The following is a 14761-nucleotide window of genomic DNA, read 5'->3' as shown; positions in this document are numbered from 1 at the left end:
AGATATAGCTTGGTGAGAATAGCTACGGGGGTACACCCAGACACATTCCGAACCTGGAAGTTAAGCCCGTAAACGCTGAAAGTACTTGGAGGGAAGCCTCCTGGGAGGATAGGAACTTGCCAAGCTTTTTTATTTTTTGTGTTGATGAGATACCAAAATTTAATATAAATAAATTATTAAATATTAAGAGTAGATTTTAAATTTTATAAAATAAATTAAAAGTATACTTTATAGAATATTAAAATTACAATAGGATTACTAGATTAAATTACCATATCAATACATAAAAATCCTTTAAAAATAGAGGATTTTAGTAGAATGTAAAAAATATTAATTAAATTAAAAAAAATCATTGACAAGAAATAAAAAAAATGGTAATATATCTAAGTCTTAGAAAGCAAGATATAAACTCTTTAACACCATACATAGAATGTGTATGGGAGGATCTAAATGATACCGTTATGAGTGGAGGTGTAAAATTGAGAGTAAATATTCAATTAGAATGTACAGAGTGCAAAAGAAGAAACTACAGCACTTCAAAAAACAAAAAGAATACTACAGAAAGATTAGAAATTAATAAATACTGTAAGTGGGACAAAAAAGTTACTTTACATAAAGAAACTAAGAAATAATTAGTTTAGTTTTACAACGTGCAGGTCAATGGCTCAATTGGTAGAGCATCGGTCTCCAAAACCGAGGGTTGGGGGTTCGAGTCCCTCTTGACCTGCCATTTTTTTTATAATGTCGAATCAAAAAGGTGATCGCATGAATCTTTTTCAAGGAATAAAAATGGAATATTCTAAAGTTCAGTGGCCGAGCAAAGAAGAAGTAAAAAATTCAACTCTTTGGGTAATCGCGATGAGCTTGATATTAAGTATATATTTGGGAGTTTTTGATTTGATTGCTTCTAGACTATTAAAGATTTTGGTATCTCTCTTTGGAGGATAATAAATATGGAAAAAACCTTAGTAAAAAAATGGTTTATGATTCATACTTATTCGGGGTATGAAAAAAAAGTAAAAACTGACCTTGAACAAAAAATAGAAACTCTAGGGATGGGGGATATCGTTACAAGAATTCTTGTTCCTGAAGAAGAGACTATAGAAGAAGTGAGAGGTAAAAAGAAGACTGTTGCTAGAAAGATATTTCCAGGATATGTAATGTTGGAAATGGTAGCTACAAGAGAGGAAAGCAACGAAGGAATAAACTTTAGAGTGGATTCAGATGCTTGGTATGTAGTTAGAAATACTAATGGAGTAACAGGATTTGTTGGTGTTGGTTCTGATCCTATTCCAATGGAAGATGAAGAAGTGAAAAACATATTTGATGTTATTGGATTAGATCTTTCAAAGGATGAAAAAGAGCTTAAAGAAGTAATAAAAATTAACTTTGCAGTAGGAGATTATGTAAAAGTACTAAAAGGTGGTTTTGCAGATCAAGAAGGTAAAGTTGCTGAGATAGATATGGAACATAAAAAAGCTAAAGTCATGATCGAAATGTTTGGAAGAATGACTCCAGTTGAAGTAGATTTTGACAGTGTTCAAAAGGCATAATTGGGCCTTGCTAGTGGGAGATGACACCGTCATTACCACACATTTTTCGGAGGTGTAATTTTAAGAAATGGCAAAAGAAGTAATTAAATTAATAAAACTACAATTACCAGCAGGTAAAGCTAACCCAGCTCCACCAGTTGGACCAGCATTAGGAGCTCACGGAGTAAACATCATGGAATTCTGTAAAGCTTTCAATGCAAAAACTCAAGATAAAGCTGGATGGATAATTCCAGTAGAGATCTCTGTTTATAATGACAGAAGTTTCACATTTATATTAAAAACTCCACCTGCATCAGACTTATTAAAGAAAGCAGCAGGAATCCAATCAGCAGCTAAGAACTCTAAAAAAGAAGTTGCTGGACAAATTACAACAGCTAAATTAAGAGAGATTGCTGAAACAAAAATGCCTGATTTAAACGCAGGATCAGTAGAAGCAGCTATGAGAATAATAGCTGGATCAGCAAGATCAATGGGAATAAAAATAGTAGACTAATTAATTTGTTTGGGAGATGGCTAATCGAGCCACTCTATATTAAGTGGTAGGAGGCATCCGCATCACCACAAAGGGAGGAAATTAAAACATGGCAAAACATAGAGGAAAAAAATACTTAGAAATAGCTAAGTTAGTAGAAACTGGAAAGCTTTATGAAGTTAAAGAAGCTTTAGATCTAGTATTAAAAACTAGAACAGCTAAATTTACAGAAACTGTAGAAGTAGCTTTAAGACTTGGAGTAGATCCTAGACATGCAGATCAACAAGTTAGAGGTACAGTTGTATTACCTCACGGAACAGGAAAAACTATAAAAGTATTAGCTATAACTTCAGGAGCTAACATAGAGAAGGCTTTAGCAGCTGGTGCAGATTATGCAGGAGCTGATGAATATATAAACCAAATTCAACAAGGATGGTTAGATTTCGACTTAGCAATCGCTACTCCTGACATGATGCCTAAATTAGGAAGATTAGGAAAAATTCTAGGAACTAAAGGATTAATGCCTAACCCTAAATCAGGAACTGTAACTCCAAACATTGCAGAAGCAGTAACTGAGTTCAAAAAAGGTAAATTAGCATTCAGAGTTGACAAATTAGGATCAATTCACGTACCAATTGGTAAAGCAGATTTCGCACCTGAGAAAATTGAAGAAAACTTCAAAGCTTTCTTAGATCAAATCACAAGATTAAAACCAGCATCTTCTAAAGGACAATACTTAAGAACTGTTGCTGTGTCACTAACAATGGGACCTGGAATAAAAATGGACCCTGCATTAGTAGCTAAATATGTTGGATAAATAATTTAATATAGATCCAAACCAAAGACCGTAGGTGGTTGTGAACCTTAAATTATCCTACCGAGGTTGGAATAAGGTTTCGCTAGCCTCATAGTTTGATTACAACCTCCGTTCCTAACCTTTGGCACGGAGGTAATTTTTAGAAAAAAGAGGAGGTGAATCAAAGAATGGCAACTCAAGCAAAAATCGAACAAGTAGCTGAACTAGCAGAAAAAATAAGAAAAGCTCAATCAGTAGTATTAGTTGACTATCAAGGAATCACAGTTAACGAGGAAACTGAATTAAGAAAAAAAGTAAGAGAAGCAGGTGCTGAATATCTAGTTGCAAAAAATAGATTATTCAAAATAGCATTAAAAGAAGCTGGAGTAGAAGATTCTTTTGATGATTTATTAGAAGGGACTACAGCATTCGCTTTCGGATATGCAGATCCAGTAGCTCCTGCAAAATTAGTTTTTGATTTAGCAAAAGAAAAGGCTAAAGCAAAAAAAGAAGTATTCAAAATTAAAGGTGGATTATTAACAGGAAAAAGAGTTGAAGCAACTGAGGTAGAAGCTCTAGCTAAATTACCTTCAAGAGATCAATTACTTTCTATGTTACTTAACTCAATGCTTGGACCAATCAGAAAACTTGCTTACGCAACTGTGGCAATCGCTGATAAAAAAGAAGCTGAAACTACAGCTGAATAATTTTGGTCAAATTTAAAATAAAAAATAAAAAATTAAGATAGATATTTTCGAAAAATTAAGGAGGAAACAATAAATGGCATTCAATAGAGAACAATTTATAGCTGATTTAGAAGCTATGACAGTTTTAGAATTAAAAGAATTAGTAACTGCTTTAGAAGAGCATTTCGGTGTAACAGCAGCAGCTCCAGTAGCAGTAGCAGTAGCAGGAGGAGAAGCAGCAGCAGCTGAAGAGAAAACTGAGTTTGACGTAATCTTAACAAACGCAGGAGCTAACAAAATAGCTGTAATCAAAGAAGTAAGAGGAATTACTGGATTAGGATTAAAAGAAGCTAAAGAATTAGTAGATAACGGTGGAAAATTAAAAGAAGGAGTTGCTAAAGAAGAAGCTGAATCAATAAAAGAAAAATTAACAGCTGCTGGAGCAACTGTAGAAGTTAAATAGTTTTAACTTAAATTCTGATTAAGAAATAAAATCTTAACTTAGTTAAAAAAAATAGGCACTCTTCGATAGAGTGCCTTTTTACTAATTATTAAGATGATTTAATTTTTATTTTTGGAAAGTGATAATTAATCATTTGGAAATAGATTAGCCTGTTATTTTCAAATGATTAACTATTAAATTTAAGATTGATAAGGGGTGTGAATTAATGGGGAAACTCGTTGAAAGATTGAATTTTGGAAGGATAAAAGAGAGAGGAACTATGCCTCATTTTCTTGAGTTCCAATTGGATTCCTATGAAGATTTTCTACAAGCTAAAGAAGCTCCAAATAATAGAAAAGACAAGGGGTTAGAATCAGCTTTTAGAGAAATTTTCCCTGTTGAATCTTCTAATGGAGATATCAAGTTAGAGTATGTAGCTTATGAATTACATGAAGCTGAACCACCATTAAATGATGAACTTGAGTGTAAAAAAAGAGGTAAGACTTACTCTGCTTCCTTAAAAGTTAGATTAAGACTTATAAATAAAAAAAGTGGAAATGAAATACAAGAATCTTTAGTTTATTTCGGAGAAATACCTTTAATGACTGAAAGAGGAACTTTCGTAATAAATGGTGCTGAAAGAGTTGTTGTATCGCAATTACATAGATCACCAGGTGTTTCATTTAATAAAGAGATCAATATTCAAACAGGTAAAGATCTATTTTCAGGAAAAATTATTCCATATAAAGGAACTTGGCTTGAATTTGAAACTGATAAAAATGACTTCTTAAGTGTAAAGATTGATAGAAAGAAAAAAGTATTAGCAACTGTATTCTTAAAGGCTATTGATTTTTTTGAGAACAATACAGAAATTAAAGATTACTTTTTAGAAACAAAGGAATTAGAATTAACTCCTATATTCCAAAAATATAAAAATAGAGAAGAATTAATAAGTGTTCTTAGAACAAAATTTGAAGGAAGCTTCATCAAAGAAGATATATACGATGAAGAAACAGGAGAAATAATAGCTGAAGTAGATGCTGTTATTGATGAGGCATTAATTGAGACTTTAATAGATGCTAAGATTGAAAAAGTAGTTTACTGGGAAGTAAAACCAGAGGATAAATTACTAGCTAATACAGTATTAAATGATACGACATTAACTAAAGAGGATGCTGTAACTGAAGTATTCAAAAAGTTAAGACCAGGAGATTTAGTTACAATAGAATCAGCAAAATCACTTATTAGACAAATGTTCTTCAACCCTCAAAGATATGATCTTGAGCCAGTTGGAAGATATAAAATGAATAAGAGACTTAAGTTAAATGTAGCAGATGATGAGATACTTTTAACTAAAGAAGATATCATTGCAACTATGAAGTATGTAATCAACTTAAACAATGGAAATGGACATACTGATGATATAGATAACTTATCTAATAGAAGGGTAAGAGGAGTTGGAGAGTTACTTTTAATGCAAATTAAAGCTGGACTTTCTAAAATGGGAAAAATGGTAAGAGAGAAAATGACTATTCAAGACTCTGAAACATTAACTCCACAATCACTTCTAAATACTAGACCATTGAATGCATTGATATTAGATTTCTTTGGTTCAGGTCAATTATCTCAGTTCATGGACCAATCAAACCCATTATCTGAGTTAACTCATAAGAGAAGAATATCAGCATTAGGACCTGGAGGACTTTCAAGAGAAAGAGCGGGATTCGAGGTAAGAGACGTACATGATTCTCACTATGGAAGAATCTGTCCTATAGAGACTCCAGAGGGACCAAACATCGGACTTATTGGATCGTTAGCTATATATGCTAAAATAAACAAATATGGATTTATAGAAACTCCATATATTAAAGTTGTAGATGGAAAAGCTGATTTTGACAGAATAGAGTATTTAGCAGCTGATGAAGAAGAAGGATTATTCATTGCCCAAGCCGATACTAAAATTGGAGAAAACAATGAACTTTTAGGAGAAGTTGTTTGTAGATTTGGACATGAAATAGTAAATATAACAGGAGAAAAAGTTGATTACCTAGATATCTCTCCTAAACAAGTGGTATCTGTATCTGCAGGATTAATTCCATTCCTTGAGCACGACGACGCCAACAGAGCACTGATGGGATCAAACATGCAAAGACAGGCTGTACCATTATTAAGAACAGAAGCACCTTATATAGGAACTGGACTAGAAAGAAAAGTTGCTGTAGATTCAGGAGCTTTAGTAGTATCTAAAGTAGACGGAAAAGTTGTTTATGTAGATGCTAGCAAAATAGTTGTAGAAGATGAAAACGGAAAAGAACATAAATATAGATTATTAAACTATGAAAGATCAAACGCTTCTATGTGTTTACATCAAACTCCTTTAGTATCTATTGGAGAAGAAGTTAAAGTTGGAAGTATCCTAGCTGATGGACCAGCAACAAAAGGTGGAGACTTAGCATTAGGTAGAAATATACTTATGGCGTTCATGCCTTGGGAAGGATATAACTACGAGGACGCGATCCTAATTTCTGATAGATTAAGAAAAGATGATGTGTTTACATCAATTCATATAGAAGAGTATGAAATAGAAGCTAGAAATACTAAATTAGGAGATGAAGAGATTACAAGAGAGATCCCTAATATCTCTGAAGAAGCATTAAGAAAATTAGATGCTAATGGTATTATAACTGTTGGTTCTGAAGTAGGACCAGGAGATATCCTAGTAGGAAAAACTGCTCCTAAGGGAGAAACTGAACCACCTGCAGAAGAGAAACTATTAAGAGCAATCTTCGGGGAAAAAGCAAGAGATGTAAGAGATACATCATTAAGAATGCCTCATGGTTCAAAAGGAACAGTAGTAGAAATTCTTGAATTATCAAGAGAAAATGGTGATGAACTAAAAGCTGGTGTAAATAAAGCTATAAAAATATTAGTTGCAGAAAAAAGAAAAATCACTGTTGGAGATAAGATGTCAGGACGTCACGGAAACAAAGGGGTTGTATCAAGAGTATTACCAGCAGAAGATATGCCTTTCTTAGCTGACGGAACACACTTAGACGTTGTACTTAACCCACTAGGGGTGCCTTCACGTATGAACATTGGACAGGTACTAGAAGTTCACTTAGGAATGGCTATGGGTAACTACAATGGTGGAACACATATAGCAACTCCAGTATTTGATGGAGCATCAGAAGATCAAGTTAAGGATTACTTAGAAAAACTAGGATTCCCTAGAAGTGGAAAAGTTGATCTATACGATGGAAGAACAGGAGATAAATTTGATAATCCTGTAACTGTAGGAAGAATGTATATGTTAAAACTTCACCACCTAGTTGAAGATAAGATGCACGCAAGAGCAATTGGACCATACTCATTAGTAACACAACAACCACTAGGAGGAAAGGCTCAATTCGGAGGACAAAGACTTGGAGAGATGGAAGTTTGGGCACTAGAAGCATATGGAGCATCTAATATACTTCAAGAGATGTTAACAGTAAAATCAGACGATGTTACTGGAAGAACAAAAACTTATGAAGCTATCATAAAAGGTGAAGAGATGCCAGAAGCAGACTTACCAGAATCATTTAAAGTATTATTAAAAGAGTTCCAAGCACTAGCATTAGATGTAGAACTATTTGATAGTGAAGATAATATAATAAACGTAGATGAAGAGTTAAATAAAGAAGAGATCTTAACTGAATACTCTCCTTTAGATGACTTTAAAGATTAATAAAAAATAATTGATATTTTAAGATTGGAAAATAAGTTAAGGAGGACTCTCTTTAACTTATTTCTAGTCGTTTATAGCTTTATCTCAATAAGGAGGCTTTGTATTTAATGGGAATTAGAAGTTTTGAGAAAATAAGAATTAGATTAGCATCTCCTGAGAAAATCGAAGAATGGTCTCATGGAGAGGTTACAAAACCTGAAACAATAAACTATAGAACTTTAAATCCAGAAAGTGATGGACTTTTCTGTGAAAAAATATTCGGACCAACTAAAGATTGGGAATGTGCATGTGGAAAGTATAAAAGAATGAGATATAAAGGTCTAGTTTGTGAAAAATGTGGGGTAGAAGTAACTAGATCTAAGGTAAGAAGAGAGAGAATGGGACACATTTCTCTAGCTGCACCAGTTTCTCATATTTGGTATTCTAAAGGAACACCAAATAAAATGTCACTTATAATAGGACTATCTCCAAAAGAGTTAGAGTCAGTACTATATTTTGCAAGATATGTAGTTACTGAAACTGGGGAAAGTAATTTAAAAGAAGGAAAAATCTTAACTGAAAAAGAGTACAAGTTATATAAGCAATTATATGGAAATAGATTTGAAGCTTTAATGGGAGCTGAAGCTATTTTAAAACTTCTTGAAAAGATAAATCTTGAAGAGTTAAGAGAAGAGTTAGAAAAAGAGTTAGATGATGTAAGCTCATCTCAAAAGAGAAAGAAAGTTGTTAAAAGATTAAAAATAGTAAGAGATTTTATAGCTTCTAACAACAAACCTGAATGGATGATACTTAAAAATGTTCCAGTAATACCAGCTGATTTAAGACCAATGGTTCAATTAGATGGAGGAAGATTTGCAACTTCTGACTTAAATGATCTATATAGAAGAGTTATTAACAGAAATAACAGACTTAAAAAACTGTTAGAAATAAAAGCACCTGAAATCGTTGTTAAAAACGAAAAAAGAATGCTACAAGAAGCAGTAGATGCTTTAATAGATAATGGAAGAAGAGGAAAACCAGTAGTTGCTCAAAATAACAGAGAGTTAAAGTCACTATCTGATATGTTAAAAGGAAAACAAGGAAGATTTAGACAAAACCTACTTGGAAAAAGGGTTGACTACTCAGCGAGATCGGTTATCGTTGTTGGACCATCATTAAAGATGAACCAATGTGGAATTCCTAAGAAAATGGCTCTTGAGCTATATAAACCTTTCATTATGAGAGAGTTAGTAAAAAGAGAGTTAGCTAGTAACATAAAAACAGCTAAAAAATTAGTTGAAGAAGCAGACGATAAAGTATGGGATGTAATCGAGGATGTAATTCAAGATCACCCAGTACTACTTAACAGAGCTCCGACTCTACACAGACTTTCAATACAAGCATTTGAACCTGTACTAATAGAAGGAAAAGCAATTAGACTTCACCCATTAGTATGTTCAGCATTTAACGCTGACTTCGACGGAGACCAAATGGCAGTTCACTTAATGCTATCTCCAGAAGCGATAATGGAAGCAAAACTATTAATGTTAGCACCAAATAACATAATATCTCCATCAAACGGAGAGCCAATAGCAGTTCCATCTCAAGACATGGTTATGGGATGTTTCTATATGACAAAAGAGAGACCAGGTTCTAAAGGAGAAGGAAAAGCATTCTCTAACATAGCTCAAGCTTTAACAGCTTATCACAATGGAGTACTAGATACTCATGCTATGATTAAAGTAAGAATAAATGGTGAAATGATAGAAACTACTCCAGGAAGATTAATGTTCAACGAACTATTACCTGAAGTAGATAAGCAATATAACCAAACTTTTGGTAAATCTCAATTAAAGAAATTAATTGCTAAGTTATATGATGAACATGGATTTGCTGAAACAGCTGAATTAATCAATAAGATTAAGGATTTCGGATACCATTATGGAGCTATGGCAGGGGTATCAGTAGGTATAGAAGACCTTGAAATTCCAGAAGCTAAGAAAGAGATCCTAGCAAAAGCAGATGAGCAAGTAGCTCAAATCGAAGCTGATTATAAAGCAGGAAAAATCATTAACGAAGAAAGATATAGAAAAACTATCACTGTATGGTCTGAAGCAACAGATGCAGTTACAAAGGCAATGATGGATGGACTAGATCAATTCAACCCAGTTTACATGATGGCGAACTCAGGAGCCAGAGGTAACATTTCTCAGATGAGACAGTTAGCGGCAATGAGAGGAAACATGGCCGATACACAAGGTAGAATCATCGAGGTACCTATTAAAGCTAACTTCCGTGAAGGACTAACAGTATTAGAGTTCTTCATGTCATCACACGGAGCAAGAAAAGGACTAGCAGATACTGCCCTAAGAACTGCCGATTCAGGATACTTAACAAGAAGACTTGTTGATATATCACATGAAGTTATAGTTAATGCAGAAGATTGTGGAACTTACCAAGGAATTGAAGTAGGAGAACTAATCTCTGAAGGTAAGGTAATCGAAGAGTTAAAAGAAAGAATAAATGGAAGAGTTCTTGCAGAAGATTTAGTATTTGAAGGGGAAGTAGTAGCTCCAAGAAATACTTTAATTGGAAAAGAACTAATCAAGAAAATAGATGAATTAGGAATAAGAAAAGTTAAGATAAGATCTCCATTAACATGTGCTCTTGAAAAGGGAGTATGTAGAAAATGTTACGGAATGGACTTATCTAACCACAAAGAGATACTACTTGGAGAAGCGGTTGGAGTTATTGCAGCTCAATCAATCGGAGAACCAGGAACTCAGCTTACAATGAGAACGTTCCATACAGGAGGAGTTGCAACAGCAGCAGCAGTAGTAACTGGAGTTAGAGCTGAAAACTCAGGAAAAGTAGCTTACAGAGATGTTAAGATACTAGTAAATGAGGAAAATGGAGATGAAATAGTAGTTAGCCAATCAGCTAAATTAATCATTGGAAACTATGATTATGAAGTTCCATCAGGATCTATATTAAAAGTAAAAGAGGGACAACATGTAGAGATAGGAGAGACATTAGTTACATTCGATCCGTTCCACATCCCTATTATTGCTGACCAAGATGGAAGAATTGAGTATAGAGAACTTTATGTAAAAGAAAACTATGATGAAAAGTATGATGTTACAGAATTTATGGCAATTAAACCAGTAGAATCTGGAGATATCAACCCAAGAGTTGTAGTATTTGATGCAGAAGGAAATACTAAAGGAAGCTATACTATCCCATTCGGAGCTTACTTAATGGTAAGAGAAGGGGAAGAGATTAAAAAAGGACAAATCATTGCTAAGATCATTAAAGAGGGAGCCGGAACAAAAGATATCACTGGAGGTCTTCCAAGAGTTCAAGAGCTATTTGAAGCTAGAAACCCTAAAGGTAAAGCAATGCTTACTGAGATAGAAGGTAAGATAGAAGTAACTGGTAAGAAGAAGAAAGGTATGAGAGTAATCCTTGTTAAATCAGTTTCTGATTCAAGTGATTATAAAGAGTATCTAGTACCAGTTGGAGAGCGTCTAGTTGTTACTGACGGAATGCTTGTAAAAGCAGGAGATAAGATAACAGAGGGAGCTATATCTCCATTTGACGTTCTAAACATTAAAGGACTTGTAGCAGCTGAGCAGTTTATCCTAGAATCTGTACAACAAGTGTATAGAGACCAAGGAGTTACTGTAAATGATAAGCATATTGAAATTATCGTTAAACAGATGTTTAAGAAAGTAAGAATAGTTGATTCAGGAGCTTCTTTATTCTTAGAAGATGAAGTAGTAGAGAAGAGAGTAGTAGAGTTAGAAAATGAAAAACTTCAAGCTCTAGGAAAAGCTTTAATTAAGTATGAACCAATCATTCAAGGTATTACTAAAGCAGCTGTTAATACAGGAAGTTTTATATCAGCAGCATCATTCCAAGAAACAACAAAAGTTCTTTCAAATGCAGCTATAGAAGGAAAAGTAGACTTCTTAGAAGGATTGAAAGAAAACGTAATCATTGGAAAGAAAATACCTGCTGGAACAGGATTTAATGCTTACAAAAAGATAAAAGCAAAAGTTATAGAAGAAGATTTAATGGAACAAGAGTAATATTAGATGTAGAATAGGCGACATTGTCGCCTATTCCTATATCTGTTTTATCTTTCTGGAGGTTAAAATGAGAAGTATGACAGGATATTCAAAGTTAGCTTATCAAGATGATAAATATGCTTTGAACATGGAGCTTAAAAGTGTAAATAATAAAAATTTAAATTTAAAAATAAAACTTCCATATAATCTTAATTTTTTAGAAGGGGCAATAAGAACAGAGATAGCCTCTAAGGTAAGTAGAGGGTCATTGGATTTAAAAATTGAGTTTAATGATTTAAGAGATTTAGGAAAGCTTTTTGATTATGATAAAGAACAAAGTAAAGGCTATATGAAAGTATTACTTGAAATGGAACAGGATTTCAATGAAAAATTCAGTAATAAAATGGATATTTTAGTTAGAAATTTAAATGTGATCAAGAAAAATGATTTTGAGATAGATGAAGATGAGTATAGTAAATTTATATTAGATAAGATAAAAGAGTTATTAATTCCTTTTATAAAAACAAGAGAAGAGGAAGGAGAACGTCTTAGAAACTATTTTTTTGAGAGAATAGAGATATTGGAAGCTAATATAGATGAGATAAAAAAATATAAGGATCAAGTTGTAGATATATACAGGTCTAAACTTCTAGAGAGATTGGAGAAAATAAAAGGAAATATTGAATTTAAAGAGGAAGATATCTTAAAAGAGATACTTCTATTTACAGATAAATCAGATATTTCTGAGGAGATTTCAAGACTGGACAGTCATATGGAGCAGTTAAAGAAAGAGCTTTCTTCAAAGGGAGTAGCAGTAGGAAAGAAGATAGACTTTATACTACAAGAGATATATAGAGAGTTAAATACAACTGGAGTAAAATCAAATCTTTATGAAATTTCAAAATTAATAGTTGAATGTAAAAATGAATTAGAAAAAATAAGAGAGCAGTCTATGAATATAGAGTAGGAGGATGTATGAAACCAATAAATATAGGATTTGGAAATATGGTAATGAGAGGTAGAATAGTTGCTATTATAAATCCAGATTCAGCTCCTAGTAAACGTCTTAGAGATGAAGCAAAGATGGAGAATAGACTTATTGACGCTACTTTAGGAAAAAAGACAAAAACTCTTATAATAACTGATTCAAACCATGTTATAATGTCAGCAATAAATCCAGAAACAATATCGTTAAGGATAGAGAAAGGAGAAAAAAATGAGTAGAGGAATAAAGGGACATCTATATATAGTTTCAGGTCCTAGTGGTGCTGGAAAATCTACAATCTGTAGATTAGTTCGCAAAATGCTTGGAATAAATTTAGCTACATCAGCAACAACAAGAGCTCCAAGAGAGGGAGAGATGAATGGTAGAGATTACTATTTTTTAACAAAGGAAGAGTTTATAGCTAAGGAAAAGAACGGAGAGTTTTTAGAATATGCTACTGTTCATGGAAATTATTATGGAACATTAAAATCAGAGGTAGAGAGCAGACTTTTAGCTGGAGAAGATGTTATTTTAGAAATAGATGTTCAAGGTGGGCTTCAAGTAAAAGCTCAATATCCAGATGCCCATTTAATTTTCTTCAAAACTCCGACAATGGAGGATTTAGAAAAAAGATTAAGAGGAAGAAAAACAGATAGCGAAGAAACAATTCAGCTAAGATTAAAAAATTCTATAAAAGAGTTAGAATATGAAAAAGAGTATGATATAACTATAATAAACTATACTGTTGAAGATTCTTGTGCTGCACTTAGAAAGATTATAGAAGAAAAATCTAATTAATAAGGAGATAGAGATATGAAAAAAGAGATAATATATGATGAATTATTAGAAAAAATACCAAACAAATATATATTAACTATTGTAAGTGGACAAAGAGCTAGACAAATAGGAAAGGGAGCACCTCTTTTAACAAAATGCAGTAAGAAAGATACTGATGTAAAAAAAGCTTTTAGAGAGATTTTAGCTGGAAAAATAGGATATGAAATAGCAGAAGATAAAGTTGGTGAATAACTTTATGTTAAAGAAAATATTGGCAATATTAATATTGCCAATTTTTATTTTATCTTGCAGTAAAGAGGTACAAAAAATAGAGCAAAGTAAATTTTTATTTGGGACCTATATAAGTATAACTGTGTATGATAAAAATGAAAAATTGGCAAATAAAGCTATTGAAGCAGCATTCCAAGAGATAGAAAGAATTGATAAAAAATTTAATAGCAAGATGAAAGGAAGTCTTGTAGAAAGGTTAAACTCTGGTAAAGAAAAAACTATAAAGTTAGATGAAGAGGGAGTTTATTTATTTCAAAATTTAAAATCTGTGTATGAACTATCTCATGGAAAGTATGATATAACTATAGGTCCTCTTTTAGATATTTGGGATTTTGGGGCTAAAGAAAAAAGAGAGATTCCTAAAAAAGAGGATTTAAAAAGAGCAATGCAACATATAGATTTTTCTAAGATTATTTTATCAGGAGATGAGTTATCATTTTCAGAGCCTGGAGTAGAGCTGGATACCGGTTCATTTTTAAAGGGGTATGCAGTAGAGAAGGCTAAAGGAGTTATGAGAGAAAAAGGTGTAACTAGTGCCTTTATATCATCTATTTCAAGTATAGAAACAATAAATGGAAAACCTGATGGTAAAAAATGGAGAATAGGGGTAGAAAATCCAGAAAATCCTCAAAAACTTCTAGGAGTAGTAGAACTATATAATGAAGGAATGGGAGTTTCAGGTGATTATCAAACCTATGTAGAGATAGATGGAAAGAGATATCATCATATACTAGATAAAACTACTGGTTTTCCTGTAGAAGATAAAAAGATGGTAGTAGTAATATCTGACAATGCATTTTTTTCTGATATGTACTCAACAGCTTTTTTCCTTATGGATATAGATGAGGTCTTAAATTATGCAGATAAGAATGATTTAGGTGTCTTAATAGTAGATAAAGATATGAAAATTTTTAAAAATGATAAGATGAAGATAGAGCTGAGATAAAGAATAATAAAAGAGAGCGAGTAAAATCGCTCTCTGG

At 32.8% G+C, this 14761-nt stretch carries 14 protein-coding genes, 1 tRNA gene, 1 rRNA gene and 1 other annotated feature; all 16 genes read left to right on the top strand.

Translation table 11 applies throughout. From position 1 onward, the window contains the following. Nucleotides 1–8 precede the first annotated feature (8 nt). The 16 genes from rrf to IAA47_05915 all read left to right on the top strand — a co-directional run bounded on the left by rrf (nucleotide 9) and on the right by IAA47_05915 (nucleotide 14724). A 5S ribosomal RNA gene (gene rrf / locus IAA47_05990) occupies nucleotides 9–125 on the top strand. A 354-nt stretch (nucleotides 126–479) separates the two neighbouring features. Then, nucleotides 480–632 (top strand): 50S ribosomal protein L33, encoded by a 153-nt coding sequence (rpmG, locus tag IAA47_05985; protein MBU3842518.1) that lies wholly within the window; start codon nucleotides 480–482, stop codon nucleotides 630–632. 22 nt (nucleotides 633–654) lie between these two features. Beyond that, a tRNA-Trp gene (locus tag IAA47_05980) sits at nucleotides 655–730 on the top strand. A 35-nt stretch (nucleotides 731–765) separates the two neighbouring features. Continuing rightward, nucleotides 766–948, top strand: coding sequence for a preprotein translocase subunit SecE (secE, locus tag IAA47_05975; GenBank protein ID MBU3842517.1), 183 nt, complete (start codon nucleotides 766–768; stop codon nucleotides 946–948). Nucleotides 949–953: 5 nt separating this feature from the next. Further along, entirely contained in the window at nucleotides 954–1553 is a 600-nt protein-coding gene (gene nusG / locus IAA47_05970; GenBank protein ID MBU3842516.1) for a transcription termination/antitermination protein NusG, read from the top strand. A 67-nt stretch (nucleotides 1554–1620) separates the two neighbouring features. Continuing rightward, the gene (rplK, locus tag IAA47_05965) at nucleotides 1621–2046 is read left to right on the top strand and encodes a 50S ribosomal protein L11 (GenBank protein MBU3842515.1); all 426 of its coding nucleotides are present in this window, start codon (nucleotides 1621–1623) and stop codon (nucleotides 2044–2046) included. 88 nt (nucleotides 2047–2134) lie between these two features. Continuing rightward, entirely contained in the window at nucleotides 2135–2842 is a 708-nt protein-coding gene (rplA, locus tag IAA47_05960; protein ID MBU3842514.1) for a 50S ribosomal protein L1, read from the top strand. Between the two features lie 3 nt (nucleotides 2843–2845). Next, nucleotides 2846–2990, top strand: a sequence feature (ribosomal protein L10 leader region). A gap of 19 nt (nucleotides 2991–3009) precedes the next feature. Next, on the top strand, nucleotides 3010–3528 hold the full coding sequence (rplJ, locus tag IAA47_05955) for a 50S ribosomal protein L10 (protein ID MBU3842513.1): 519 nt from the start codon (nucleotides 3010–3012) through the stop codon (nucleotides 3526–3528). A gap of 73 nt (nucleotides 3529–3601) precedes the next feature. Then, nucleotides 3602–3970, top strand: a complete 369-nt coding sequence (gene rplL, locus IAA47_05950) for a 50S ribosomal protein L7/L12 (GenBank protein MBU3842512.1) — start codon at nucleotides 3602–3604, stop codon at nucleotides 3968–3970. Nucleotides 3971–4175: 205 nt separating this feature from the next. Then, nucleotides 4176–7676, top strand: coding sequence for a DNA-directed RNA polymerase subunit beta (gene rpoB / locus IAA47_05945; GenBank protein MBU3842511.1), 3501 nt, complete (start codon nucleotides 4176–4178; stop codon nucleotides 7674–7676). Between the two features lie 107 nt (nucleotides 7677–7783). Continuing rightward, complete coding sequence (gene rpoC / locus IAA47_05940) at nucleotides 7784–11746, top strand: DNA-directed RNA polymerase subunit beta' (protein MBU3842510.1); 3963 nt, start codon at nucleotides 7784–7786, stop codon at nucleotides 11744–11746. 67 nt (nucleotides 11747–11813) lie between these two features. Continuing rightward, nucleotides 11814–12692 carry a YicC family protein gene (locus tag IAA47_05935; protein ID MBU3842509.1) on the top strand — a complete coding sequence of 293 codons (879 nt, stop codon included), beginning with the start codon at nucleotides 11814–11816 and terminating at the stop codon, nucleotides 12690–12692. A gap of 8 nt (nucleotides 12693–12700) precedes the next feature. Next, on the top strand, nucleotides 12701–12949 hold the full coding sequence (locus IAA47_05930) for a DUF370 domain-containing protein (protein MBU3842508.1): 249 nt from the start codon (nucleotides 12701–12703) through the stop codon (nucleotides 12947–12949). Then, the gene (gene gmk, locus IAA47_05925; protein MBU3842507.1) at nucleotides 12942–13508 is read left to right on the top strand and encodes a guanylate kinase; all 567 of its coding nucleotides are present in this window, start codon (nucleotides 12942–12944) and stop codon (nucleotides 13506–13508) included. Before IAA47_05930 ends, gmk begins: the two co-directional genes overlap by 8 nt. A gap of 15 nt (nucleotides 13509–13523) precedes the next feature. Further along, entirely contained in the window at nucleotides 13524–13739 is a 216-nt protein-coding gene (gene rpoZ, locus IAA47_05920) for a DNA-directed RNA polymerase subunit omega (protein MBU3842506.1), read from the top strand. Nucleotides 13740–13743: 4 nt separating this feature from the next. Then, nucleotides 13744–14724 carry an FAD:protein FMN transferase gene (locus tag IAA47_05915; protein ID MBU3842505.1) on the top strand — a complete coding sequence of 327 codons (981 nt, stop codon included), beginning with the start codon at nucleotides 13744–13746 and terminating at the stop codon, nucleotides 14722–14724. The last annotated feature ends 37 nt before the right edge of the window (nucleotides 14725–14761 follow it).

Origin of the sequence: Candidatus Fusobacterium pullicola (genome assembly GCA_018883725.1) — a bacterium.
GTDB lineage: Bacteria > Fusobacteriota > Fusobacteriia > Fusobacteriales > Fusobacteriaceae > Fusobacterium_A > Fusobacterium_A pullicola.
Note: the sequence above shows the minus strand (reverse complement) of the source record. Positions and strands in the feature narration are given on the sequence as shown.